This is a genomic window from Polyangium jinanense (assembly GCF_028435365.1).
This window is the reverse complement of sequence record NZ_JAGTJJ010000070.1, coordinates 15,543-40,877: the sequence shown is the minus strand read 5'-3', so window position 1 is coordinate 40,877 and position 25,335 is coordinate 15,543. Positions and strand designations below refer to the sequence as shown.

General features: G+C 68.0%; 17 protein-coding genes. 11 read left to right on the top strand and 6 right to left on the bottom strand.

All coding sequences use genetic code 11. The features are described 5' to 3' along the window. Positions 1-13: 13 nt before the first annotated feature. Positions 14-1,111, bottom strand: a complete 1,098-nt coding sequence (locus tag KEG57_RS48215) for a ferredoxin reductase (RefSeq protein ID WP_272427792.1) — start codon at positions 1,109-1,111, stop codon at positions 14-16. A 774-nt stretch (positions 1,112-1,885) separates the two neighbouring features. Here KEG57_RS48215 and KEG57_RS48210 point away from each other — a divergent pair. The 9 genes from KEG57_RS48210 (at position 1,886) to KEG57_RS48170 (ending at position 17,747) form a co-directional block, all read left to right on the top strand. Further along, positions 1,886-3,268, top strand: a complete 1,383-nt coding sequence (locus KEG57_RS48210; protein WP_308215667.1) for a sigma 54-interacting transcriptional regulator — start codon at positions 1,886-1,888, stop codon at positions 3,266-3,268. 108 nt (positions 3,269-3,376) lie between these two features. Beyond that, entirely contained in the window at positions 3,377-7,954 is a 4,578-nt protein-coding gene (locus KEG57_RS48205) for an nSTAND1 domain-containing NTPase (protein WP_272459772.1), read from the top strand. 144 nt (positions 7,955-8,098) lie between these two features. Then, positions 8,099-10,309: a DUF4139 domain-containing protein gene (locus tag KEG57_RS48200; protein WP_272427794.1), complete on the top strand. Its 2,211-nt coding sequence runs from the start codon at positions 8,099-8,101 to the stop codon at positions 10,307-10,309. A 202-nt stretch (positions 10,310-10,511) separates the two neighbouring features. Then, entirely contained in the window at positions 10,512-11,501 is a 990-nt protein-coding gene (locus KEG57_RS55975) for an STAS domain-containing protein (RefSeq protein ID WP_272427795.1), read from the top strand. Further along, positions 11,501-14,254, top strand: a complete 2,754-nt coding sequence (locus KEG57_RS48190; RefSeq protein ID WP_272427796.1) for a beta-propeller fold lactonase family protein — start codon at positions 11,501-11,503, stop codon at positions 14,252-14,254. The genes KEG57_RS55975 and KEG57_RS48190 overlap by 1 nt, the downstream gene beginning before the upstream one ends. Before the next feature lie 360 nt (positions 14,255-14,614). Further along, positions 14,615-15,829 (top strand): cytochrome P450, encoded by a 1,215-nt coding sequence (locus KEG57_RS48185; protein WP_272427797.1) that lies wholly within the window; start codon positions 14,615-14,617, stop codon positions 15,827-15,829. Between the two features lie 2 nt (positions 15,830-15,831). Beyond that, positions 15,832-16,482: a TetR/AcrR family transcriptional regulator gene (locus tag KEG57_RS48180; RefSeq protein WP_272427798.1), complete on the top strand. Its 651-nt coding sequence runs from the start codon at positions 15,832-15,834 to the stop codon at positions 16,480-16,482. A 33-nt stretch (positions 16,483-16,515) separates the two neighbouring features. Continuing rightward, complete coding sequence (locus KEG57_RS48175; protein ID WP_272427799.1) at positions 16,516-16,719, top strand: ferredoxin; 204 nt, start codon at positions 16,516-16,518, stop codon at positions 16,717-16,719. Between the two features lie 116 nt (positions 16,720-16,835). Continuing rightward, on the top strand, positions 16,836-17,747 hold the full coding sequence (locus tag KEG57_RS48170; protein WP_272427800.1) for an alpha/beta hydrolase: 912 nt from the start codon (positions 16,836-16,838) through the stop codon (positions 17,745-17,747). 3 nt (positions 17,748-17,750) lie between these two features. Here KEG57_RS48170 and KEG57_RS48165 read toward each other — a convergent pair whose 3' ends face one another. Further along, the gene (locus KEG57_RS48165) at positions 17,751-18,254 is read right to left on the bottom strand and encodes a hypothetical protein (protein WP_272427801.1); all 504 of its coding nucleotides are present in this window, start codon (positions 18,252-18,254) and stop codon (positions 17,751-17,753) included. 215 nt (positions 18,255-18,469) lie between these two features. Between KEG57_RS48165 and KEG57_RS48160 the strand changes: the two genes are divergently transcribed. Continuing rightward, positions 18,470-19,078: a hypothetical protein gene (locus KEG57_RS48160; RefSeq protein WP_272427802.1), complete on the top strand. Its 609-nt coding sequence runs from the start codon at positions 18,470-18,472 to the stop codon at positions 19,076-19,078. A 203-nt stretch (positions 19,079-19,281) separates the two neighbouring features. Here the strand turns inward: KEG57_RS48160 and KEG57_RS48155 are convergent, their stop codons facing one another. From KEG57_RS48155 to KEG57_RS48140, 4 genes are all read right to left on the bottom strand, one after another. After that, positions 19,282-19,794 (bottom strand): AgmX/PglI C-terminal domain-containing protein, encoded by a 513-nt coding sequence (locus KEG57_RS48155; RefSeq protein ID WP_272427803.1) that lies wholly within the window; start codon positions 19,792-19,794, stop codon positions 19,282-19,284. A 51-nt stretch (positions 19,795-19,845) separates the two neighbouring features. Then, positions 19,846-20,895, bottom strand: a complete 1,050-nt coding sequence (locus tag KEG57_RS48150; RefSeq protein ID WP_272427804.1) for a glycosyltransferase family 4 protein — start codon at positions 20,893-20,895, stop codon at positions 19,846-19,848. Positions 20,896-21,318: 423 nt separating this feature from the next. Continuing rightward, entirely contained in the window at positions 21,319-22,152 is an 834-nt protein-coding gene (locus KEG57_RS48145) for an SDR family NAD(P)-dependent oxidoreductase (protein ID WP_272427805.1), read from the bottom strand. Between the two features lie 38 nt (positions 22,153-22,190). Further along, positions 22,191-23,372, bottom strand: a complete 1,182-nt coding sequence (locus tag KEG57_RS48140; RefSeq protein WP_272427806.1) for a tetratricopeptide repeat protein — start codon at positions 23,370-23,372, stop codon at positions 22,191-22,193. A 139-nt stretch (positions 23,373-23,511) separates the two neighbouring features. On the opposite strand from KEG57_RS48140, the gene KEG57_RS48135 reads away from it, so the two are divergent. Continuing rightward, positions 23,512-25,071: a tetratricopeptide repeat protein gene (locus KEG57_RS48135; RefSeq protein WP_272427807.1), complete on the top strand. Its 1,560-nt coding sequence runs from the start codon at positions 23,512-23,514 to the stop codon at positions 25,069-25,071. The last annotated feature ends 264 nt before the right edge of the window (positions 25,072-25,335 follow it).

The window sequence follows — 25,335 nt, the reverse complement described above, 5'->3', positions numbered from 1 at the left end:
AGGTCCTGTCGGATCAGAGGGCGAGCGTGAGATCGGAGCGGGCGACGGACACGCAAAGGCGGATGTCGTCGTCGGGTTCGCTGGAGATCGCGCCGGTCAGGACGTTTTCGACCACCCCGCTCCGCTTGGCGCACCGGCAGGTGTTGCAGATGCCCATGCGGCAGCCGTATTCGAGGCGTTCACCGGCCTGCTCCAGTTCGTCGAGCAGTGTCCCGCGGCCCGTGGTGGTGATGGTTCGTTTCGAGCGACCGAGATGAATCAGCGCACCTGCGCCGGGCGCCGCTGCCGCAGGTTTGGCCGCGACGAATCGCTCGTGATGCAAACGTCTTTCGAAACCCAGGAACGCGGGCGCGACGGCGTCCATCATGCCGGTCGGACCACAAAGGAACGTCTCGCGGTGGGCGAGGTCGGGGACCAACACCCAGAGCTGTGTGGCATCGAGTCGTGGCGATTCGTCGTCGAGGTGGAGCACCACCCGGAGCCCGGGGTACAACGCCGAAAGGCGCGCGAGATCGCGGGCGAAGAGTACGTCTCGTTGCGAACGCGCGGCGTGGAGATAAGTCACGTCCTTTAGCGCGCGCCGATGGGCAAGGTCGCGGAGGATCGCGATCAGCGGTGTAGCCCCGCTGCCGCCGCTCAGGAGGAGGAGTTTCGCGGGCGTCGCCTCGGGGAGGACGAAGTCGCCTGAGGGCGCGCCGAGGCGAACGAAGTCGCCTGCGTGCAGATGCGTATGCATCCAGTTCGAGACGCGGCCGTCGGGGACTCTCTTGACGGTGATCTCGACGTGGGGGTCGTTCGGTGGGGAGGAGATCGAATAACAACGACGGAGGCGTATGCCGTCCACCTCGATTTCGACCGGTACCCATTGCCCTGGCAGGTGACCGGGCCATACCCGGGGTGCGAGCACGAACGTTTTCACGTCGTGGGTCACGTCGGCCACCGAAAGGACGCGTGCGCGAAGCTCGGCACGCGAGGCGACCGGAGCGAACTCGTCGACCCAGAACCGGAACGAACGGTCGAGGAGCAACGCGCGGCTGACGCGCTGCGCGGCCCGAAGGGCGAACGAAGCCGTACGCGCCACGCGCGGCGCGCTTGTCGCGAGCGTGTTCATCTGCACTCCTCGATGGGCGCTGGTCCTACACGTCCACCCTGCCACCCTGCCGATAAACCTACGCCCCCGCAGGTACGTGGACAAGATGCGATGCGTCACGATTCGTTCAGGAATGGGTCGAGCGCCTGTTTTCCTCGTGTGGCTCGGCCGCTCTGCCGGCCTACCCGCCACAGCGAGCGGCGCTCGTCGGCAAACGGTGGGACGAGACGCAAACGGCAGGCGGCTCCGGGCTTCCCACGCTCGAAGCGCCCGAAAGGCTGCTGTCGATCGGTCATCAGGCGAGCCTCCTCCGCGAAGGAGCAGCCGGTCAGCGTCCGACGGATCCTCGGCGGTGCCGATCCATTCCCGGCCGAAGTCGGACAGTCACGGCGGCTTCGATATCTGGGAGATCCTGCATTCCGGGCCCCGCTGGGTGCGTTTGGCGAAAGCTCAACGATGCGGCCATTCGTCACCTCGACGCAGCCCAGGGCCAAAACGACTTCCTGCTCGCCGCGATCGACGCCTTCGCGGGCGGCGGCGACATCGAGGCGTGGTCCTACAGCGAGCAGGTGTCGTGCCACAACTGCACCGACAACATTGCGCGCGTGGTGCTCTACTACCCGCAGAGCGGCGTGGTGCTCGTCCTCGACGGCAATTACGGCTACGATTCCTGATCCGAAAGACCGCTCCCATCGTCGGGGCGGCGCAGCCTGCGCCGCCCCCGTCCCCCCCTTCCGCTCCCGTGCCCGCGTTTGTCGTGTGAGCCGCGCCTCGCCTGTGGTAGGAACGTGAGCCGTGTCGATCCGAGGCCGCGCCGCGGGGCAAGAGCAAAGCGACCGGAACATCCCCGAGGGCGCCGCTCCCTCCACGACGCTGACGCAGGCCGACGGCCAGGCCTCCACGAGAGGCACGGTCCGCCGCTTCCGCCTCACCGTCGTCGAAGGGCCGGCGCGCGGGCTCGGCTGGCAGTCCACGGGCGACCGCTGCTCGGTCGGCTCCCACCACCGCAACGACCTCATCGTCGACGACCCCACGGTCTCCCGGTTCCACTGCGAGATCGTGGTCGACGAGGGCGGCGTGCGCGTTCGCGACCTCAAGAGCCGCAACGGCACCGTGCTCGACGGCGTCGCGGTCCTGGAAGCGTTCCTGCGCGTCGGTAGCCTCCTCCGGCTTGGAAAGACGGTGATCCGCTTCGAGCTCGCCGCCGAGACGAACCGGCTCTCGGTCTCGGAGGAGACACGCTTCGGCTCGCTCGCGGGTGTCTCGCCGGCCATGCGCGCGACGTTCGCCATGCTCGCGCGGGCGGCGGAGAGCGACGTGACGGTGCTGCTCGAAGGCGAGACCGGCACGGGCAAGAGCCAGGCGGCGCACTCGATTCACAAGAAGAGCGCACGCAGCGAGGGGCCGTTCGTCATCGTCGATTGCGGGGCCATCCACGGAAACCTGCTCGAAAGCGAGCTCTTCGGGCACGAAAAAGGCGCGTTCACCGGGGCCATGGAGCGGCGGGTCGGGGCATTCGAGGAGGCGTCGGGCGGGACGTTGTTCCTCGACGAGGTCGGCGAGCTGCCCGTCGACCTGCAACCAAAACTGCTCCGCGCACTGGAGGCGCGGGAGGTTCGCCGCGTGGGGTCGAATGCGTACCGGCCGGTCGACGTGCGCGTGATTGCCGCGACGAACCGCGATCTGCGGACGGACGTGAACGTCGGCCGATTCCGCGCCGATCTGTATTTTCGCCTGGCGGTGGTGACGATCGGAATGCCGCCCCTGCGCCGGCGGCCCGAGGACATCCCGGCGCTGGCCGAGGAAATCATCGCGTCCTTGCGCGCGCCCGAGGGCGCGGCCGAGCAGCTCCGCACGCCCGAGTTCATGGCGCAGCTCCGCAATGGCGCCTGGCCCGGCAACGTGCGCGAGCTGCGCAATTACGTCGAGCGTTGCTTGATTCTCCGCACGATCGAGCCGGCCATCGAGCCCTCGGGCGCGACGGAGGAGGGGTTCGTCGTGGACCCGACGGCGCCGTATGCGTCGGAGCGGGAGCGGGCCATGGCCGATTTCGAGCGGCGGTATTTCACGGCGCTTTTGCGGTTGCACGATGGCAAGGTCGCGCGGGCCGCGGGCGCGGCGGGGATGGATCGGACGTATCTGTATCGGCTGCTCCGGCGCCACGGGATCGAGCCTTAGGGGACGGATCGCATGGAGGGCCATCCGGAGAGCCAGCGCGGTCGCTCGGGAGAAGCTCCCAAGAGGGAGCCGGAGGCCGATCCCGCGTTCGCCCGGACCGCACGGGCCATGACCGGCCCCAATCCGGAGCCGCCCTCCCGCTCGACGGTCTCGGCGACGTCGCCGCCGATCGCTTTCGGCGCGCCCGCGATTCCGGTGGAGTCGCTGTCGCTCCAGCCGGGCAGCGTCATCAAGCAGTACGAGATCATCCGCGAGCTCGGCCAGGGCGGCATGGGGCGGGTGTTTTTGGCGCGTGATACGAGGCTCGCGCGGCTCTGCGCGATCAAGCTGCTCGTGGGGTACACGGGCAAACGCGCCGGGAGGTTTCTGGCCGAGGCGCGAGCCACGGCGCGCTGCAAGCACGAGAGCATCGTGGTCGTGTACGAGGTCGACGAGCTCGAGGGATATCCCTACATGGTGCTCGAATACCTCGAAGGCCGCACGCTCCGGGCGTGGATGACGGGGCGCGAGCGTTCGAGCGGGGTCTCGCCGAGCGTCGCGGCGGAGCTCATGATTCCCGTCCTGCGCGCGCTCGTCTGCGCGCATGAAATGGGCATCGTGCACCGGGATCTCAAACCGGAGAACATCCTCCTGACCGAGGGCGGGCAGGTGAAGGTGCTCGATTTCGGAATCGCCAAGCGCTTCACGCTCGACAATACCGGGACGATGAAGATCGCGCCGCCGCGTCCGGGCGATGATCTCACGACGACGGAGGACGGGAGCGTGGTCGGCACGCCGCCGTACATGTCGCCCGAGCAATGGCTGGGGCTCGACGTCGATCCACAATGCGACGTCTGGGCCGCCGGGGTCATCCTGCACGAGCTCGTCACGGGCGCGCACCCGCTCGCGCCGGTGAGCATGGCGCGGCTCGTCGGCGTCCAGGTCCTCGAATTGCCGATGCCGAGCGTGCTGGAATCACGCCCGGACCTCGGGGCCCTCGGCACGCTCATCGATCGATGTCTGAAGAAACGCAAAACGGAGCGTATCGGTTCGGCGCGGGAGCTGCTCACGGCGCTCGAATCCCTCGTCGACGAGCCAACCACGGTGGTGCTGTCCGACGACGACAATCCGTTCGCCGGCCTTTCGGCGTTTCAGGAGTCGGATGCCGCGCGGTTTTTCGGGCGTGAGCGCGACATCGCGGGTGTGCTCGGGCGCCTGCGCAACCAGCAGCTCGTGGTCGTGGCCGGGCCCTCCGGCGCGGGCAAATCGTCGTTCGTGCGGGCCGGGATCCTCCCTGCATTGAAGCGCTCGGGGGGCACCTGGGAAGCCTTCATTCTGCGCCCAGGTCGAAAGCCGCTCACCGCGCTCGCCGATGTGCTGGTCCAGATCGCCGACCCGCCCATCGACCTTCGAGGGAGCGTGCCCCCCACCACCGACGCCGAGGAGCTCGCGGCGATGCTCCGCAGCCGCCCCGGCTACTTCGGCGCCCGGCTTCGCGCGCGGTGCCGCCGCGCGGGGCAGGACCATCACATTCTGCTTTTTGTCGATCAATTCGAGGAGCTTTATACCCTCGGCGCGAGCTCGGACGAATGGAAGGGGTTCATCGCCTGCCTCGAAGGCGCGGCCGACGACGCATCCTCGCCGCTGCGCGTGGTGCTCGCCATGCGTTCGGATTTTCTGGATCGGCTCGTCGACAATCGCCCTTTCATGACCGAGGTGACGCGCGGGCTCGTCTTCTTGCCACAGCTCGGCCGTGAGGGGCTGCGCGCGGCGCTCACGAAGCCCATCGAGGCGGCGGGGTATCGATTCGAGGGAGACGAGCTCGTCGAGCAGATGCTCGATACCCTGGAGAACACGCGGAGCGCCTTGCCCCTTTTGCAGTTCACGGCGACGAAGTTGTGGGAGGCGCGGGATCGCGAGCACAAGCTTCTGTCCCGCGAGAGTTATCGCGCGCTCGGCGGCGTCGCGGGGGCGCTTTCCACACACGCGGATGCGGTGCTCGCGACGCTTTCAGGGCCGGAGCAGGCGCTCGCCCGGTCGATTCTGCTGCGGCTCGTTACGCCCGAGCGCACGCGCGCGCTCGTGAGCTTGGCCGAGCTTCGTGAGCTGTCCGAGGGCGCCGATGCCACGGAGCAGGTCGTGCAGCACCTCGCCGCCGCGCGGCTCCTCGTCATCGAGACGGGCGGCGATTGGGAGGGGTCGACGGTCGAGATCGTCCACGAATCGCTGGTCGAGCGGTGGGCAAAGCTCCGGCACTGGCTCGACGAGAACGAGAAGGACGCGCAATTCCTTTCGCGCCTGCGCGCCGCGGCCCAGCAATGGGACGCGAGCGCAGAGGCCGAAGGGCTCGTTTGGCGGGATAGAGCTGCCGAGGAAGCGAGGCAATGGCTCGCGCGCCGCCGCGCCGCGCAGGGAGCGGGCGCGCCGTTCCGGCTCGGCCGGCGCGAGGAGCGATATCTCCTCGCCGTCGTGGCGCTGGCGGATCGCGAGCGGAGCTTGCGGCGGCGGGTGGCAATGGGCGCCATTGCGGCGCTCTGCGCGATCACGGTCGTCGTATCGTACCTGGCCCTCCGCGCCGGGGAGCATGCACGGCGCGCCGATCAGCAGGCGTCGCACGCGGACGCGGAGGCGGCGCGCGCGCAGGCCGAGGCGAGGCAGGCGCGGAATGCGACGCGTATCGCCGCGGCGCGCGAGCTCTCGGGGGATCCGACGACGGTGCTCGCCCTTTTGCGCGAGGTCGAGCCGCCCGAGGTGCCACGTGGCTTTTCGGAGCTCGCGCGCTGGGCGCTCCAGAGCGGACCGGCCCGCGTGGTGCTCGTGCATCCGGCCCTCGTCATGTCCGCGGCCTACAGCCCCGATGGCAAACGGATCGCCACCGCGTCGGAGGACGGAATCGTTCGCGTGTGGAATGCCGACGGCCGCGGCGAGCCCTTGCTGCTGCGGGGCCAGGAAACCGTGCAATCGGTCGCATGGAGTCCCGACGGCCGCCGCATCGCGGGGGCATCGTGGGACAAGACCATACGGATCTGGAATGCCGACGGCTCGGGCCGCCCGATGACCCTTTTGGGCCACGAGGACGCGGTCCGAACCGTGACGTGGAGCCCCGACGGCACGCGGCTCGTCTCGGCGTCGCGGGACCGGACGGCGCGCATCTGGCGGAGCGACGGTACGGGCGAGCCCGTGATCCTCCGCGGGCACGAGCAAAGCTTGCGCTCCGCGGCCTTCAGCCCCGACGGCGCGCGTGTCGTCACGGCCTCCGAGGACAGGACGGCGCGGGTCTGGAATGCGGACGGCTCGGGCGAACCCGTGGTGTTTCGGGGCCACCTCGCGGCGGTCAATTCGGCGACATTCCGGCCCGACGGCGAGCACATCGTCACGGCCTCGTGGGACAGGACCCTTCGGGTGTGGAATGCGGACGGCTCGGGCGAGCCCCAGGTGCTCACGGGCCAGAAGGACGGCGTGTATGCACTCGCGTTCACCTCCGAGGGCGAGCGGATCCTCACGGCCTTCCAGAATGAGGGCCTGCGCCTCATGACCGCGGAGAACTCGGGGGATCCGCTGGTGTTCCGTGGCCACGAGGACGCCATTCAAAGGGCCTCGTACAGCCCCGATGGCCAGTTCGTCGTGACCGTCTCCTCGGACAAGACGGCGCGGGTCTGGAGCGCGGACGGCGCGGGCAGACCATTGCTGCTCAAAGGGCACCAGCGTATGGTCTACCGGGCGTCCTTCAGCCCCGACGGCCGGCATATCGTGACGGCCTCGTGGGACAACACGGCCCGGGTATGGAATGCGGACGGCGCGGGCAAACCCCTGGTTTTGCGCGGCCATGAAAATGTGGTCCACTGGGCGGAATGGAGCCCGGATGGGAAACGTATCGTCACGGCCTCCGAGGACAAGACGGCGCGGATCTGGAATGCCGATGGCAGCGGCGAGCCGTTCGTGCTTCGGGGCCATCTGGCCACGGTGAAATCCGCCTCGTGGAGCCCGGACGGGAAACGTATCGTCACGGCTTCCGAGGACAAGACGGCGCGGATCTGGAATGCCGACGGGAGCGGCGCGCCGCTCGTTTTGCAGGGCCATCAGGCCGCAGTCAATGTGGCGTCGTGGAGCCCCGACGGCCAGCGCGTCGTGACGGCGTCCCGCGACAAGGCTGTTCGGGTGTTTTACGCGGATGGAAGCGGTGAGCCGCTGCTCTTGCTCGACCACCAGGGGAACGTGCGGAGCGCGGTGTTTAGCCCGGATGGGACGCGGATCGTCACGGCCTCGCACGACCGGACGGCGCGGGTCTGGAATGCCGATGGGACGGGGACGCCGCTCGTCCTCGAAGGGCATCAGCACTGGGTCAATTCGGCCGAGTGGAGTCCGGATGGGAAGCGGATCGTCACGGCCTCGCAGGACAAGACGGTACGGATCTGGAATGCGGACGGGAGCGGCGAGCCGCTCGTGTTGCGGGGATCCGATTTCGTGCTGAATTCGGCGGTGTTCAGCCCCGACGGGAAGCGGCTCGTCACGGCTTCGGACGACAAGGCCGCGTGGGTGTGGACCGACCTCGAGCCGCTGACCGGCGCCCTCGATCCGAAGTTGTGGTCGGCGACGACGTACTGCATGTCGGTCGAGCGGCGGATCGCGCTTCTCAACGTGCCGGAAGCCACGGCGCGGGCCGAGCAAGAGGCCTGCGAGCGCCGCGTCTCCGGGCCGCCCCGCTGATCTGTCGACAACGAGTCCACACCTGTCGACCGCGGGTCCACGCCCGTGGAGGACGCGGCGAGAAACCGTCGTGATCGCGCGGGAGAGCGGGATGGCACGATCGCTGCTGAGGGCCCCCGCAACCGTCTCGACCGAGGTGTCCCGATGCGCAACGTTCTCGCCCCCCTCTCGCTCTTTTGCCTTCTCGGCTGTAGCAATGCCACGAGCTTCGTCCGGAGCGACACCACGCTCGGGCGTGTCGTCGTGTACCGCAATGGCGTCGCGTACTTCGAGCGGTACGCGGAGATCGACGGGGATTCGCTCCGCCTCAGCGTGCCCGACGACAAGGTCGACGATTTCTTGAAATCGCTCACCGTGATCGACGCGACCACGGGCAAACCCGCGCCGATCGCGTATCCGACCGTGGGATCGGGGTATGCCGGGCAGCAATACGATGGGCAGGGGGGAAACCTCGTCAACATGGAGATCCAGCTCCAGGGCGCGCGGCCGCACAAGCTCCGGCTCTCGTACGTGACCGAGGCGCCCTCGTGGAAGCCGAGTTATCGCATCTCCGTCGGCAAGGACGGGAAGATGAAGGTCGATGCGTGGGCCGTCGTCGACAACACCTCGGGTGAGGACTGGAATCAGGTCAAGCTCGGGGTCGGGTCGAGCTCGGCGCTCTCGTTCCGCTTCGATCTGCGAACGATCCGCGTGGTCGAGCGAGAAACGTTGCAATCGGACGGCCTCTTCGCGCAGGCGCCTCCGATGGGCGGGGCGACGCACGGGGGGCAGCCGGGGCAGCCTGGGAAGCGCATTCTCGCGAATCTCGACGACACGAAGCTCGCGAATGTCGCGAATGTCGGGGGGAGTACGAGTCCCGAGAGTGGCTACGTCGTCGACGGGTTGAGCGCGAGCGAGGAGGTCGTCGTGGCCGGGAGGCCGCCGACGATCGATGTGGGGAGCAGCCGCACCGCGGCCAGCTCGGATTTCACGAGGAGCATTCCCACCCGCTCGTTCGAGTCGCTCGCCGGCGTCGCGCCCGGGGCGCAGGCCGCGCCCGCGGAGCCGGCGCAGCCGCCGCCTCCTCCGCCGCCGAAGACGATGGAGCAGATCCAGATCGAGCAGCTCGCGGCCAAATATCGGAGCAACAAGAAGCAGATCGTCGTGGAGGGATATGCCGACGCGAAGGATGCCGACAAACAGGCCGCCTCGCTCCAGCGGGCAAACCGAGCGCGCGAGCAGCTCATCCGTGCGGGGCTGCCGGCTTCGCAGATTGCGGCGGTGGGCAATGGGCTGCAGGAGGGGCGCAAGGGCGGCGTGAGCATCGTGGAGTCGGTCGACACCGAGGCGCAAATGCAGAAGACGGCAAGCCTATCGCCGGCCGAGGAGGCGAGCGCCGAGCCGATCGGCACGGCGCACTTCGAATCGACCATACCGATGACCGTGCCCCGCACGACGAGCGCGATGGTCTCGATCCTGAGCACGGAGACCGACGGCGGCTTCGTGTATTTCTACGATCCGGAGAGCACGCGCGGCAATGCGACGTTCCCGTTCAAGGCGGTGCGCCTGAAGAACCCGACGGATTCGGTGCTGGAGAGCGGGCCGGTGACGGTGTTCGGCGAAGGCCGGTTCATCGGCGAGGGCATGAGTGATCCGATCCCGGCGCGCTCGTTCGCATTCATCCCCTTCGCGCTCGACCGGCAGATCGTGGTGGAGCGAAAGGACGACGAGGCCGACGCGATCACGCGGATCCTTTCGGTGCAGCGGGGCGTGTTTTCGACGGAGGTGAAACATACGCGGAGAAAGACGCTCGTCATGACGAACCGGTCGCAGGACAAGGCGACGGTGTACGTGCGGCATACCGTGGCGAAGGGGTATACATTGGCCAAGGCGCCGCCTTCGCAGGAGCGGATGGGCGAGTCGTATCTGTTCAAAGTGGAGATCGAGCCGGGCCAGAAGGTGGACGTCGATATCGACGAGGAGACGCCGGTCTTCCGGACGACGGATCTGCGCAACGAGGTGGGGATGGAGATGGTGCGGGTGTATCTGTCGGGCCCGGCGGCGAGCGGGAAGCTGAAGGAGAGCGTGGGGGCGCTCCTGGAGCTGCACAAGGAAATGGCGAACCTGGAGCAGCGGATCACGACGACCCGCGAGCAGCTCGCCGAGTATCGGCAGCGATTGGACGAGCTGCACGCGCAGGTCGTGACGCTGAAGATGGTGAAGAGCGGGGGACCCCTGATGCAGAACTTGGAGAAGAAAATGCAGGAGGTGAGTGATCGGATCTCGAAGGCGACGATTGATCTCGTGGCGCTGCAAGAGAAGCTGATGCTCGCAAGGATAAGGTTCCAGGACGGGGTGGCAGAGCTGTCGCTCTAGCGGGAGCGTGAGCACACCCAGAATTCCGGGAAACCAGACGCCACGTGTGAGCGTCAATCGTTTGTCGCTTTGCATTCGTCCCGCCCGCGCAGATCTCCTTTCTCGCCAGCATTGATTTCGGATACTGTACGTTGCCGAAGTCTGGCCCTATGCAGGTCCAACCGAGCATGTTGGCCGTGACTGCCATGGAGAGAGGACGAGCGTGAACGACGAGCCGACCTACGAAGCCCTACGAGCCGAGAACGCGGCCCTGCGCGCGCGGGTGAACGTGCTCGAACGTGCGCTCGCCGAGCGCGAGGTGCTGGAGGATACCCTCACCGAGCACGAGCGCCGCGTTCCGTATCGTAAGATCTTCGAAGCCATCCCCGTGGGCCTGGGCGTCTACCGGCGGGATGGCCTGTCGGTGGCGATGAACCGCAATTCCCTGGACGTCATCGGGGGTGTGAAGGACGAGATCATCGGGAAGTTCAACATCCTGACCGATCCGGCATCGATATCGATGGGATTCGTCGCCAATTTCGAGCAGGCGGCTGCCGAGCACACGAACATCACGATGCCGCCGACTTCCTACGATACCTCGGGGTCCACCCTGGCGACCGTCGACGATCGCGTGGTGTGGACCGAGACCACCTATATCCCGATCCCGGGCGACGACGGCACCGAGTACGTGGTCGAGTTCAACATCGACGTCACCTCGCAGCTGCGGGCAAAGCAGGCCATTGAGCAGACGCAGCGCGCCGAGGCCGAGAACATGCGCCTCCAGGCGGAGATCATTCGCATGCAGGAGGAGACCCTGCGTGCCCTGTCGACGCCGCTCATCCCCATCGCCGAAAGCGTGGTGGTCATGCCGCTTATCGGTACCGTGAACAGTAAGCGCGCGCAGCAGGTCATCGAGACATTGCTCGAGGGGGTGATGGCGCATCGAGCGGCGGTCGCCATCCTCGACGTGACCGGCGTCCCCGTGGTGGATGCGGAGGTCGCCAATGGGCTGCTCCAGGCCGCGCAGGCCGTTTCGCTCCTCGGGGCGGAGGTCGTGCTCACTGGCATCCGGCCGGAAATCGCGCGCACGCTCGTCGAGCTCGGGACCGATTTGCGTGGCCTCGTCACCCGTAGCACGCTGCAGAGCGGAGTCGAGCACGCGCTCCGGCGCAGCGCCGGGGTCCGCCCCGCGACACTCGCAAGGAAAAGGTGATGACTGGATCTGGATTGCTGCGCAAAGCCCTCGCGATTGCCGGGCTCGCCGTCCCCCTCGCCGCCTCCACCCTCGCCCACGCCGCCCCGTCGTACACACTTTTTGAAAGCGGTCAAGTGCGTCCCCTCGCGCTTTCGGCCGATGGCAAACACCTCTTCGCGGTCAATACCCCGGATGGTCGCCTGGAGATCTTCCGCGTCCAAATGAGCGGCCTATCACACGTCGGCTCGGTGCCCGTGGGACTCGAGCCCGTCGCCGTCGCGGCGAGGAACGATAACGAGGTGTGGGTCGTCAATCATCTCTCGGATAGCGTCAGCGTCGTCGACGTGAGCGATCCGGCGCACGGGCGGGTGGTGCGAACGTTGCTCGTGGGGGACGAGCCTCGCGATATCGTCTTCGGAGGGCCAGGCCGCCGGCGCGCGTTCATCACGACGGCCCACCGGGGCCAGAATCGCCCGAGCGATCCCCAGCTCGCCACGCCCGGCGTCGGCCGCGCCGACGTCTGGGTATTCGATGCCAATGCGCTGGGCGCGCCCCTCGGCGGGACGCCGCTCACCATCCTGACCCTCTTCAGCGACACGCCGCGCGCGCTCGCCGTCTCCCCCGACGGTTCCAAGGTATATGCGGCCGCCTTCCACTCCGGCAACCGAACCACGGTCGTCAGCGACCTCCTGGTGCCCGACGGAGGTGAATCGGCCGGAGGCGTGCCCGCGCCCAATACGAACTTCGAGGGCCTCCCGCAGCCCGAGACCAGCGTCATCGTCAAGCACAACGGCGCCAACTGGGTCGATTCGATCGGCCGCACCTGGGACGACGAGGTGCGCTTCTCGCTGCCCGACAAGGACGTTTTCGTCATCGACGCCCTCGCCAATCCCCCGGCACAACTGGCAGGTTCGTCGGGATTTTATACCGGCGTCGGCACCATTCTCTACAACATGATCGTCAACCCGGTAAACGGGAAGGTCTACGTCACCAACACCGACGCGCAGAACGACAAGCGGTTCGAGGGCCCGGGGATCTATGCGGGCGAGACGCTGCGCGGACACCTGCACGAGAGCCGTATCACGGTGCTTGGCCCGGGCGGCGTGGCCCCGCGGCACCTCAACAAGCACGTCGATTACGCGACCTGCTGCGCGCCCTTGCCGAGCACGGAGAACGAGCGGAGCCTCGCGCTCCCGCAGAGCATGGCCATCACTAGCAATGGCGCGACGCTCTACGTGGCCGCCCTGGGCTCCGGCAAGATCGGCATTTTCAATACCGCGGCCCTGGAGAACGACACGTTCACGCCCTCGGCAGCGGACCATATCCCCGTCTCGGGCGGGGGGCCCACGGGGCTCGTGCTCGATCAAGCGCGCGGCCGTCTCTATGCGCTGACCTCCTTCGACAACGCAATCTCCGTCATCGACACCGTCGCGCGCGCCGAGGCGGCCCACCTGCCGATGCACAACCCCGAGCCGCCCAGCATCACCCATGGCCGGAGGTTCCTCTATGACGCAAAATTCTCCTCCAGCCACGGGGATTCGTCCTGCGCGAGCTGCCACGTATTCGGCGATTTCGATAGCCTGGCCTGGGACCTGGGTAATCCCGACGCGGTCACCGTGACGAACCCGGGGCCCTTCCTCGTCGAGGATCCCGGCAATCCCAACTATCGTCCGCTGAAGGGCCCCATGACCACCCAGAGCCTACGCGGCATGGCAAACCACGGCCCGATGCACTGGCGCGGCGACCGCACCGGCGGGAACGACGCCCCGTCGGTCCAGCCAGACAGCGGGATCTTCGACGAGTTCGCGGCATTCAAGAAATTCAACCCCGCCTTCGTGGAGCTGCTCGGGCGCGACACCGAGCTCTCCGAGGCGGACATGGACGCATTCACGGATTTCGTCCTGCGCATCACCTATCCGCCGAATCCGATCCGCAACCTCGACAACTCCCTCACCCCGGACCAGCAAGCGGGGAAGGCGTTCTTCACCGGCCCCCTGTCCGACGTCACGCATAGCTGCGAGGGATGCCACACCCTCGATCCCACCGGCAATCCGGGAAGCGAGGCGCCCGGTTTCTTCGGCACGATGGGCCTGAGCACCTTCGAGGGGACGCCGCAGACGATGAAGGTCCCCCATTTCCGCAATCTCTACCAGAAGGTCGGGATGTTCGGCATGGCCGAGGCGCCAGGGATCGAGCCGGGCGACAATGGTTTCATGGGCGATCAGGTGCGCGGCTTCGGCTATCTGCACGACGGCATGATCGACACGATCTTCCGATTCATGCATTTCGGCTTCGGCGAGAGCGAATTCAACCCCGAGGGATTCCCGGTCGGTCCGAGCGGCCAGCTCTTGCGCCGGCAGGTCGAGTCGTTCCTGCTCGCCTTCGATTCCAACATGGCGCCGATCGTCGGGCAGCAGGTGACGTTGTCCCACGCGAGCAACGCAGCCGTGCACGCCCGTCTCAATCTGCTGCGCAGCCGCGCCGAGGCCGGGGAATGTGATCTCGTCGTGAAGGGACACCTGCTCGGCAGCGAAGTCGGCTACCTCTACGCCGGCGGCGGTCTGTTCACGAGCAATCGCGCGAGCTCTCCCCCGATGGCGGACGCGACGCTCCGCCTCGTGTCCTTCCTGCTCGACCTGCCGCTGACCTATACCTGCACGCCGCCCGGCTCGGGCGAGCGTCTGGGGCTCGACCGCGACGAGGACGGGTTCCGCGACGGCGACGAGCACGACGCCGGGAGCGATCCGGCGGATCCCAGCAGCACGCCTTGAGAGGCGGGCCGCAGCGTAGCGCCGGGGTTTCACCCCGGACCCCGACCAGGGGTTGTCCACCCCTGGACCCGGACCAGCGCAAGCGCTGGACCCGGGGTCGCAGAACTGCACGATGCGCAGTTCTGCGAACAGGCCACGATGACCCTGCCGACCAAAACCGCAGCGCTGCTGTGGGAAGAACTGCGCATCGCGCAGTTCTTCCCCCTGAGGTCCAGGGCTTGCCCTGGTTCGGGTCGAGGGGCGAACAGCCCCCGCGGGGCCCGGGGCAGCGCCCCGGCGCGGCGGTTTCCTGGCCTCGCGTTAAGTCACTTGACTTCCTAAGTCGCGTGCCTTAGAACCGAACGCGGAGGTTATCTTCCCATGAGCAGCGAAAGCAGCGATCAGGTCTTGGATTATCCTCTCCGTGCGCCGTCGGCTCTGGAGCCGCCTGCGGAGTGGGATCGTTTGCGGCAGGGGTGCCCGGTGGCCCACGTCCGGCTGCCGAGCGGGGACAAGGCGGTGTTGCTCACGCGGTACAACGATGTCCGCCAGGTGCTCTCGGACCCGCGGTTTTCCCGCAACCTCGCGCAGGACGGCGCGGCGCGGATCACGACGAACGAGGGAGGGAGCGTCTTCGAAAACCCCGAGGCGGCGTCCTTGGCGGGTGGCGAGTCGCATCAACGGTGGCGGCGGCTCATCAACCGCGCGTTCACGGTGAAGCGGATTCAGGCGCTGCAGACGAAGATCGAGACGATGGCCAACCACCTCGTCGACGAGATGGTCAAAAAAGGCCCGCCGGCGGATCTCGTGAGCGACTTCGCGTTCCCGCTTCCCGTCTGGGTCATCGCCGATCTGCTCGGCATCGCCGTGACCGACCGCGAGAAACTCGCGTACTGGTCCAATGCGATGCTCACCATGACGCAGTTCACCCAGGAGGAGGTCAACCAGGCCCAGATGGAGTTTGCCCATTTCCTCATGGGCCACATTGCCGCGAAGCGGGCAAACCCCGGCGATGACCTCTTGAGCGAGCTCATCACGGCCACGGACAAGGAGGACGTGCTCACCGAGCGCGAGCTGATCATGACGGCCCAGGGGATCCTGGTGGCCGGGCACGAGACGACCTCGAACATGATCGGGAAGATGATGTCGATGCTGCTCTCGGATCGGAGCCGCTGGGAGCGACTCCTCGCAAATCCCTCGCTCATCCGCACGGCCGTGGAGGAATCGCTGCGCTTCGACGCGAACATGGGCTTCGGTTTGCCTCGGTTCATCTCGGAGGACACCGAGGTCGCGGGCCAGCCGCTCCCGCGCGGGACGACCGTGATCTGCAGCATGTCCTCGGCGAACCGCGACGAGTCGTTCTTCGAAGGCGCGAGCGAAATGAAGCTCGATCGTACGCCGAACGCGCACATCACCTTCGGCGCGGGCGCGCATTCGTGCCTGGGGCAGGCGCTCGCGCGGACGGAGCTCCAGACCACGCTGCAGGTGCTCCTCAAGCGGCTGCCGACGCTCGATCTCGCGGTGAAACCGGAGGAGCTGCCGCGGCGTGAAGGGCTTCTTGTCGGCGGGATCGAGAAGGTTCTGGTACGCTGGTGAGCATGGCCGGCTCGAGGGTGAGGCAGACGCACGGGAGCGAGACGCGCGAGGTCATCCTGGCCGCGGCGGAGAAGCTCTTTGCGGAGCACGGCGTGGCGGCGGTCTCGAATCGTCAGGTGAGCGAGGCGGCCGGACAGGCGAACAACTTCGCGGTCGGGTATCACTTCGGGACGAAGAACGACCTCGTACTCGCGATCGTGCGTCGGCATGCCCCACCCATCGAGCGGCGGCGCGAGGAGATGCTGGCGAAGTTCAAGGGTTCCTTGGAGCTCCGTGATGGGCTTGCTTGCCTCGTCTTGCCGATCACGGAGCACCTCGCGTCGCTGGGCCCTGCGAGCTGGCATGCGCGGTTTCTCGCGCAGGTGACCACGGATCCGGCGTTGTGGAAGCTCGTGCACGACGAGACGGTTGCCTCGCCGTCGATGCGGGAGACGACGAAAGTCTTCGAGCGGCTCTTGCCGATCTTACCTGCGGAGGTGCGCGAGGAGCGGGCCGACATGAGCCGGCAGATCATCGTGCACATGTGCGCCGAGCGAGAGCGAGCGTTGCACGCGGGGACACCCACGCCGCGCGCCTCCTGGGAGGCCGCGGGCGTGGGGCTCGTGGACGCGCTCGCCGGGTTGTGGATGGCGCCGTTCACGCCAGCGAAATGAGCGTTCGGAAAAAAAAACGAAAGAAGGTTTGTCATGGGAATGCGCGTGCTCGTGGAATACGAAAAATGCTGTGGCGCGGGGCAGTGCGTGATGGTCGCGCCGAAGGTCTTCGATCAGCGTGACGACGGGATCGTGGTGCTGCTCGACGAGACGCCGCCGCCGGAGCAATACAAGGCGGTGCAGGAAGCGGTCACCGTTTGTCCGGGCGCGGCGCTGCGGCTCGAAGAGAGCGCGTAACGCTGCCCGTTCTTTCCCACGGCGTGGATGGCGATCCCCCTTGCACGGAGGGATTCGCCATCCACGCACCGGTGCCCGGCGCCGATGGCCGATTGTGAGGTAAACGAGGAAACGCCATGAGCAACTTCCATCCTGACCTGGCCCTCGTCGCGCGCTTTTTGCCCCGCATCACCGCCGGCCCTCGGCTTTTGAAGGTCGTGCGCCGGCTCGCTCGAGACACGGGCGCGCCGCGCAGCACGCCGGGCGTGCGCGCGTTCCTTCGTGACATTCCGGGCGCCCGCACGGCGCGTGTCTTCGTGCCCGAAGGCGTCACGCAGCCCATGCCGGCGATGCTGTGGATTCACGGCGGCGGCTTCATCATGGGCTCGCCCGCGCAGGACGACGAGGGGGCGGCGACGTTCGCGCGTGAGCTCGGGATGACCGTCGTCGCGCCGTCGTATCGCCTCGCACCGGAGCATCCCTTTCCCGCCGCTCTGGACGACCTGTATGCGGCGCTCGCGTGGATTCACGCGAACGCTCCGGCCCTCGGCGTGCGTACGGACCGCATCGTCATTGCGGGCGCGAGCGCCGGTGGTGGACTCGCGGCCGGGCTCACGCTCCTCGCGCGTGACCGGAAGGAGATCCCCGTCGCATTCCAGCTCCTCGTGTATCCGATGCTCGACGACCGGACGGTGGGCAAGACCATCGACGGCACGAATCATCGGCTCTGGAATGCGGGGAGCAACCGCTTCGGATGGACGTCGTACCTCGGGCGCGAGCCCGGCGGGGCGGACGTGCCGGTGTACGCCGCGCCCGCGCGCGCCGAATCTCTCGCAGGTTTGCCGCCCACCTGGATTGGCGTGGGGACCTTCGACCTCTTCCATGACGAAGACGTCGAATACGCGAAGCGACTCGAAGCCGCCGGCGTCCCCGTCGAGCTCGAAATCGTCCCGGGTGCCTTTCACGGCTTCGATGTGTTGCGGCGCGCGAACGTCGTGAAGACCTTCCGCGCGCGTCAAATCGAGGCGCTGCGCCGCGCGCTCGTCTGACCGTCAGCCCGCGGCGACACAGTGGATCGATTCCGGCAGCAACTTCCCCTTTTCATCGAGCGCAAAGCCAATCGCGAAGTTCGAGCCGCCCTCCTCTTCGCCCTCCTTCGGCTCGGGCGCCTTGCGCCAGTCCGGGCTTGCGTGCACCACGCAGTACCAGGCGGCGCCCGCGACGGGGACGGCGAGGCGCGCGGTATCCTCTTCCTGCGCGGGCTTGCATTCGCCTTGCTCCAGGAAGGGCACCGAGAGGCTCTGCGCGAGCTCTTTCATCACGTTCGCCTGCGCGGCGTACTCCGCGCCCAGCGTCGCTTGCTGCATGCCACTACACTCGCCGGGCGGGATCTTCGCCGAGCGGATGGCCGCCACGAGCGCGTCGGATGCCGGAGGGCTGCCCGCAATGACCACGGCGGACCCTTCCTGCGAGGAAGAGGCAGGCGGCGTGGACGACGACGCGCCACCACAGGCGAGGAGAGCAAACGACACGAGCGTGAGCGAGAGAGAACGCATGAGAGGCTCCAGAGGTTCGGCGACCTTCTTATCCTATGACGCTCGGCCGCGCACGTTTCCCGGGATGTTCCTCGGCAAATCGTGGTTCCCAGGGAACCAGGGGCCCCTGACAGCACCGTCAGGGCACGGACAGCGTTGTCAGGGGGAGACCGTGGGCTCGAACTGGAAAAACCGCCGTCTTTTTGTGGGCACGCCTCGTGCAAAGCGGCGCGCGCATGGCATTCAATGCGTATCTTGGGCTTGCGATCGTTGCCGTCGCGATCGTGATGGGGTGTGAAAGCGAGCCGGAAAAGGGCGTGACAAGCGGAGCGGGCGGGGCCGATAGCTGCGCGACGCTGCCTGTGGCAGAGGAGGGGGAGCTCTGCGTCGCCTCGTCTGCCTTCGGCGGGATTTATATCGAGCAAGTGGAGAAGCCCGACGGGTATTCGATCATCGGCTTCGCGGAACCCGATTCATGCTCGTACTTCCTCGAGGTGGAGAACGTGCTCGAGGAGAATGGGACGCCGGTCTCGTTCCTGAAGGTGGAGCTTTTGGGCGAGCTCCCCGGGACCTGCAAGATCAGCTCCGGTCCGGACCTCCCGCCTGTTCCGCACGACGGGAGCTGCGTCGCCGTGGTGCGCACACGGCGCTTCTCGGCGGCTGGCAAGGAAGATCTGATCGCGGACAGCGGCGAGGTGGTCGTCACGCAGAGCGACGCGTCGACGCTCGAGGCGCATGTCGAGGCGACGATCGACGGGCGCGCCGTGAGCCTCGACCTCGCGGCCCCGCATTGTCAGGTCATGTGCACGTGCGTGGCCAATCTCGCCGGCTGTCCTTGCTTCTGAGGAACGCCGAGGAGGGCCTTGTCCGCGCTGCTAGAACATCGATCGGTTTGCAACCGCTCGATGTTCTAGCTCTCTTGTCCCGAGGGGGACGCCTCGCGTCCCCCTCTCGTCCGGGCAAAGCCCGGACGATTCACCCCCCGAGGGAAGATCGCTTCGCGATCTTCCGAGCATCGAACCGGTCGATGCTCTAGGCGCGGACCCGCTCACTTCTTGATGACGGTCTCGCCGCCGAACGTCATCGGGTAGGTGATCATCACCGTTCCGCCGCCGGCCGGGCGCGGGAACTTGGTCGTCTTGAACGCCTTGCGCACGCAATCCTCGACCTTCGGGTTCTTCACGGTCGAGTTCTTCACGCTCGCCTCGTTCACCGTGCCGAGCGGACCGACGGTCGCTTGTATCGTGACCGTGCCGGCGAGCTTGCCTTCCTTGTCCACGCCGAGCGAGTAACAGCCGTCGAACGCCTTCACGTTCTCGTTCACCGCCGCCTGGATCTGCTCGTTCGTGAGCGTGCCCGAGAGCGGGACGGTGTCCGGGTCCGGGGCCTTCGGTATGCCCTCCGCCGGCTTCGCTTCCGCCGGCTTCGCTTCGGAGGACGTTGGCTCTCCCGTGGTCACGGGCCCCGTCGTGGGCTCGTTCGGTCCCGACCCGCCTGCAGGTGGCGTCGCCCCGCAGCCCGCGAGGACGACGCAAACGATTGGAGTGACGAACCAGCGCATGCATGCGACTTCAGTCGAGATGCGCCTCGTTGTCCACCGGGAACGTACCACTCATGCGACACGCGCGCGCGCGGCGCTTCCGCCCCTGGCGGCACGGCGGTAAACGGACTCGTACGCGGTCGTCATGACCGAGGTGGTGAAGCGGTCGCGGGCGTGGCTCGCGCACCGGGCCCGGTCGAAGCGCGCGAGCTCGGGCGAACGAGCGATGTGGGCGAGGGCCTCGAGGTCGTCCGGAGGGACGAGGAAGCCGGTGACGCCCTCGTCGATGATTTCGGGGAAGGACCCGCGCGCAAAGCCGATCACGGGCGTGCCAGAGAGCATGGCCTCGACGGCGACGAGGCCAAACGGCTCCTCCCAGAGGAGAGGACAGACGAGCGCACGCGCGCCCGATAGCAGCCGAACTTTCTGCTCGTGGTCGACTTCTCCATGGTCGACGACGCCCGGGAGATCGAGCCGCGGCGCGATCTGCTCCTCGAAGAACGCTCGATCCTGCGGATGCGTGCGGCCTCCGAGGTGGATGGGCATGCGCGCGAGGCGCGCGACGTCGAGCGCGAGGTGCGTGCCTTTCTCCTCGCAGTAGCGTCCGATGTGCGCGAGGTAGCCGTGGTCGTGGAGGCTCGGCGGGTACCGGCCCGGCGAGACGCCGTGGTGGATGACGCGCGCGCGGAGCAGCGGGACCTCGAGGTCGAGCTGACGCTGGCTGATCGCCACGTAGGAGATCTGCGGGTGCGAGGCGAAGATCCGGGAGAAAGATTCTTCGCGGTGATGGTGCAGCGTGTACACGATCGGCACACTCACGAAGGCCGAGAGCGTGACGCCGAGCGGGCTGTTCAGGTGGACGACGTCGAAGTGGCTGCGCGCGATCTCGGAGAACGCCCACGCGACGTGGTTGAGCTCGTCGGCGGCCGTGGGAGGCCAGACGGGGCGATGGTAGAGCGCGCGCTTGTGGCAACTCGTGATGGAGTCGCCCGTCGTGAACACCGTGACCGCGTGGCCGCGTGTTTCGAGTTCTTCGGCGAGCTCGTAGCAGAAGAGCTCGGTCCCGCCGTAGCCGATGGGCGGCATGCGGATGAATGGAGTCGAGATCATCGCGATGCGCATGACTGACCGTGCCTCCCGCGCGCATTCGCCCCCAGTTGCGCGCGAGAGACCAACGCTACACGTGGCGTGCCAGGCGTGGTCTCATCGGGGGCCGCTTCGCTGGGGCGTTGCCCCAGGCCCCACCGGGGCTATCCGCCCCTGGACCCGGACCAGCGCAAGCGCTGGACCCGAGGTCGATGAACTGCGCGATGCGCAGTTCATCGAACAGGCCGAGTCAAGACCAGGAGCGACCCTGCCACTCGAGACAGCAGCCCTGCCGTTTCAAGCGGCAACGCCTTCCCACGGGCCCGTTGGAAGAACTGCGCGATGCGCAGTTCTTCCACCCGAGTCCAGGGCTTGCCCTGGTTCGGGTCGAGGGGCGAACAGCCCCCGCGGGGCCCGGGGCGGAGCCCCGGCGCGGCGGCCTCGAGAAGAGACCCGTCCTCAGAGCTCGGGCGCTTGCCAGGCTTCGAGGCGACGCCAAACGGCGGCGAGGAGCGCCGGCGACGAACGTTTGAGCGCATAAATGAGGTGCGCCTCCTTCGTCACAGGGACGAGGCCCTGGTCGCGTTCGACGGCGTTCAGGATCTTCTCGGCCACGAGCTCCGGCGAGGCGCCGCGCTCCATCAAGCGGCGCGAGCGCTCCACCGCCGCAGGCTCGGCCCAGCGGCCGCGGCGGCGGCCCGCCTCGTTGATGTTCGTCCGGATGAACCCGGGGCAGATCGCAGTGACGCCGATGCGGTGGCGGCGCAGGTCGGCGCGTAGCGACTCGGAGAAGCCGACGACGGCGAACTTCGTCGTGGAGTACGCGACGAGCAGGCGGCTGCCCGCGAGGCCCGCGGCCGAGGCGATGTTGACGACGTGGCCGCCACGGCCGCGCTCGATCATGCGCGGCACGAAGAAGTGACAGCCGTGCACGACGCCCATCACGTTGATGCCCATCACCCAGTTCCAGTCCTCGAGCGTGGTGTCGCGCAGGCCGCCCGTGACCGCGACGCCAGCGTTGTTGACGAGCACGTCGACCGCAGGAAACGAAGCGTGCACCTCGTCCGCGAAGCTCTGCATGGCCGCGGCGCTCGACACGTCGACCTTGCGCGTGAGCACGCTCCGGCCCTGCGCGCGCACGGCGGCGGCAGCCTCGTCGAGCGTCGCCTCGTTGACGTCGCAGAGCACGAGGTCCGCGCCCTCCTTCGCGAACGCGACCGCCGTCGCCCGCCCGATGCCGCTGCCCGCCCCCGTCACGAGGACAACCTTGCCCGCAAAACGTCCGGTGCTCATGAGCATCGACGGAAGCGCCCCGGGGCGCGGGCGTCAAGTCATGTGCCGAGCGTGATGAGCAGCGCCTCGACGGCCGGCGGCCAGATCGCCTGCGCCTCCGTGAGGAGCTCTCGTTCTTCGAGGACGCGGTAAATCGCGAGCGCGCGGCGCAAGAGCGAGCGCGCCTCCAGTCGCTCGGCCGACGTGCCCTCCGCGAGCACCGTGGCCGCGCGGAAGCAAAAGAGCGCGTGATCCCCCTGGATCGCCGCCATGTCCGGCTGCTCGGCCGCGAGCCGCGCGGCGAGCTTGAGGCCGGTGCGGAACGCGTCGAGCGCGCCACGCAGATCCCCCATCGCGCGGAGGACGTGGCCGATGCGGCCATACGTCGCGTAGAGGTCACGCCGCGCCTCGTCGTCGTACGTGGCGTCGGCGAGGTCCTCGCGCAGCGCGAGGCAGGCGCGGTAGGCCGCGAGCGCGTCGGGCTTCTCGCCCATCGCGCGCAGCACCTCGCCGATGCTCTCGTGACAGCGCGCGAGCGCGCGGCGGCGGGCGATGTCGTCCGGCGCGTCGTGCGCCAGCCGATCCCGCACGACGAGGGCCTCCTTGTACGCCGCGAGCGCGCCGTGGCCGTCGCCGGCCGCGAGCAGCGCGTCGGCGTAGCGGTCACGGGTGATCGCGACGAGGGTGCGATGATCCTGATCGTCGGGCGCGTCCCCGGCGAGGCGCTCGGCGAGCGTCATCCCGCGCTGGAAGGAGGCCGCGGCCGCGGCCTCGCGCTCGTCTTCGAGCAGGTAATCTCCGACCATGACGTGGCAGAGGGTGACGCCCGTGAGCACACCGGCAATGGCCTCGCGGAAGATCTCGTCGCGGTGCTCGGGGTCGTCGAGGGCGCGTCCATCACGCGGGTAGATGGTGCGATCCGCAAGCAGGCCGGCTTGCTCCGGAGCGCCCGCGCGGGCGCGGAGCGGGATCACCACGGCCCGCTTGTCACGCTCCATCGTGAGCCCCTCGCGTAGCGTCGCCTCCACGATCGAGCCGGACGTGAAGGCCTCGGGGCTCACGAGCACCACGATGACGTCGGCCGTGTGGAGGAGGGTGCGCGTGTCCGGCGGGGGGGCCGCCGGTACGGATTCCCGTACGATCCCGGCGTCGACGAAGGCCGCGAGCCGCGCGCAGAGCTCCTCGCGGATCGCCTGATCCCCGGGGGCGGAAGACACGAAGAGCTCGACGGCGTGGTGCATGACGGGACCCGCGGCCCATCTTACCAGCGCCCGCGGCTCCGAGGCTGCCGTTCCCGTGCTCTCTTTGAAATCGAGAGATCCGAGCCGATCCCTGGTAAATTCGCCATCCACAGCGACCAACCCCGAGGACACGGGCCCGATGCGACTCTTGATCACCGCGATTTCTGCGCAGGAAGGCGCCACGAGCGCGTCCCTTGCGGCTACGGGCGCAGGGCAGCTCCGAAGCCGCCTCGGTCGCGACGACGCCGCGTTCGAGGTCGTGGAGGCCGATCCCGGCCGCGACCTGGCCGAGCAGATCGAGGCCCTGCTCGCCGAGCGCGGGCCGAGCTTCCGCGACCCCGTGATGCTCTACGTGGCGTGCCCTGCGCTGCTCTCCATCGACGGCGAGCTCTTCCTGTCCCTCGATCCGCAGAACCCCACCGTCGGCGACGCACTCGCGGACGTCGTGGCCGTGCTGCGCGACGGCGCGCCCGGACCAAAGCTCGTCGTGCTCGAGCTCGCCGACACGAAGCTCGGCCTCGATCCCACACGCGCCGAGGTGCTCGTGCGCGCAGCCGAAGCAGCAACCGATCCGACAACGAGCGGCGTCGAGCTGCTCCTCGGCGCGCGCCCGCGCACGGCCGACACCGCAAGCTTGCCGCTCGCGCAGGCGATCGTCGCCGAGCTCGACGCGCTGCCGAGCGGACGGGCCTTGACCTCACGTGGTCTCTTCGATCGGCTCGCGAGCAAGCTGCGCGAGTCGGTGCCGTGCTTGCACCACGCGCGGGCGAAGGTGAGCTTCGAGCTCGCCCCTGGCAAACCAGGCCGGCGCGACTCGACCTCCACGATGCCCGCGCCGCGTCTCGACGTGCTCCCGCGCAGCGTGACGCCCGCGCCGCCGCCCGTGATTCCGCCGGCGCCGCCGCCGCCCGCGCTGCCGCCCGTGCTGCCGCCGCCGCCTGCCGAGGTCTCGCTCGCGCTGCCGCGCCCGCCGCGCACGTTCCACCCGCCGCCGCCGCCTGCCGACGTCGATCTCACCTGGACCGGCGAGAGCGAGGACTGGGGCAGCATCCCGCGCGTCATCCCACTCGCGCGTCCACTCGCCGCGCCGCCAGGCGCCTCGCTGCCGCCCCCACCGATGACGAGCAGCAGCTCCTCGAGCATCGGCAGAGATGGCCCGATCTCGAGCCCGATCTCAGGCCGCGAGATCTCTCCCTTCGCGCGGTACACCGTCGAGGGCGAGCTGCTCGCGTCGCAGGGCGAAGTGAACGGCGCGATCAACGCATTCCGCAAGGCGCTTTCGGTGCTCGGGCCAGGAGGTGATCCGCACTCGCGCGCCGAGATGTACGTGCGCATCGGCGAGCTCCGGTCGCGGCACGGCCAACCCGAAGACGCGATCTCGGACTTCGAGAAGGCACTCGCACTCCGGCCGGGGCACCTCCCCGCACTCGAATCGCTGCTCCAGCTCTGCGCATCGGAGCGCGACTGGCGCGGCGTGATGAGCGCCGAGGAACGTCTGATCGCAGCGCTGCCGAGCGACACGATGCGGTTCGAGCGACTCATCGAGTTCGCCGCACGCTGGGAAGGCGAAGCAGACAAACCAGCACGCGCACGTCTGCTCTTCGAGCGAGCACGCGAGATGCGCCCGCACGATCCGATCGTGCGCGAGCAAATCCGGCGCCTCACGCTGAAGTCGCTGCCGCCAGCGCCGCGGGAGTGACGTGGGGCCGCTTCGCCGGGGCGCTGCCCCGGGCCCCGCGGGGGCTATTCGCCCCTCGACCCGAACCAGGGCAAGCCCTGGACCTCAGGTGGAAAAACTGCGCTACGCGCAGTTTTTCCAGCAGGCCGGTGGCAAGACCGTAAAGGTCTTCTCCAAGCTGTCGACGTCAGCGCTGCTGCCTTGGTTGGCAACATCGTCGCCGGTCTTGACCCGGCTCGTTCGATGAACTGCGCATCGCGCAGTTCATCGACCCCGAGTCCAGCG

Coding starts and splice junctions, on each gene's coding strand:
- KEG57_RS48185 (WP_272427797.1), top strand. CDS start 14,615: ATGAGCAGCGAAAGCAGCGATCAGGTCTTGGATTATCCTCTCCGTGCG.
- KEG57_RS48135 (WP_272427807.1), top strand. CDS start 23,512: ATGCGACTCTTGATCACCGCGATTTCTGCGCAGGAAGGCGCCACGAGC.
- KEG57_RS48140 (WP_272427806.1), bottom strand. CDS start 23,372: ATGCACCACGCCGTCGAGCTCTTCGTGTCTTCCGCCCCCGGGGATCAG.
- KEG57_RS48200 (WP_272427794.1), top strand. CDS start 8,099: ATGCGCAACGTTCTCGCCCCCCTCTCGCTCTTTTGCCTTCTCGGCTGT.
- KEG57_RS48215 (WP_272427792.1), bottom strand. CDS start 1,111: ATGAACACGCTCGCGACAAGCGCGCCGCGCGTGGCGCGTACGGCTTCG.
- KEG57_RS48170 (WP_272427800.1), top strand. CDS start 16,836: ATGAGCAACTTCCATCCTGACCTGGCCCTCGTCGCGCGCTTTTTGCCC.
- KEG57_RS48205 (WP_272459772.1), top strand. CDS start 3,377: ATGACCGGCCCCAATCCGGAGCCGCCCTCCCGCTCGACGGTCTCGGCG.
- KEG57_RS48150 (WP_272427804.1), bottom strand. CDS start 20,895: ATGCGCATCGCGATGATCTCGACTCCATTCATCCGCATGCCGCCCATC.
- KEG57_RS48155 (WP_272427803.1), bottom strand. CDS start 19,794: ATGCGCTGGTTCGTCACTCCAATCGTTTGCGTCGTCCTCGCGGGCTGC.
- KEG57_RS48180 (WP_272427798.1), top strand. CDS start 15,832: ATGGCCGGCTCGAGGGTGAGGCAGACGCACGGGAGCGAGACGCGCGAG.
- KEG57_RS48175 (WP_272427799.1), top strand. CDS start 16,516: ATGGGAATGCGCGTGCTCGTGGAATACGAAAAATGCTGTGGCGCGGGG.
- KEG57_RS48190 (WP_272427796.1), top strand. CDS start 11,501: ATGACTGGATCTGGATTGCTGCGCAAAGCCCTCGCGATTGCCGGGCTC.
- KEG57_RS48145 (WP_272427805.1), bottom strand. CDS start 22,152: ATGAGCACCGGACGTTTTGCGGGCAAGGTTGTCCTCGTGACGGGGGCG.
- KEG57_RS48165 (WP_272427801.1), bottom strand. CDS start 18,254: ATGCGTTCTCTCTCGCTCACGCTCGTGTCGTTTGCTCTCCTCGCCTGT.
- KEG57_RS48160 (WP_272427802.1), top strand. CDS start 18,470: ATGGCATTCAATGCGTATCTTGGGCTTGCGATCGTTGCCGTCGCGATC.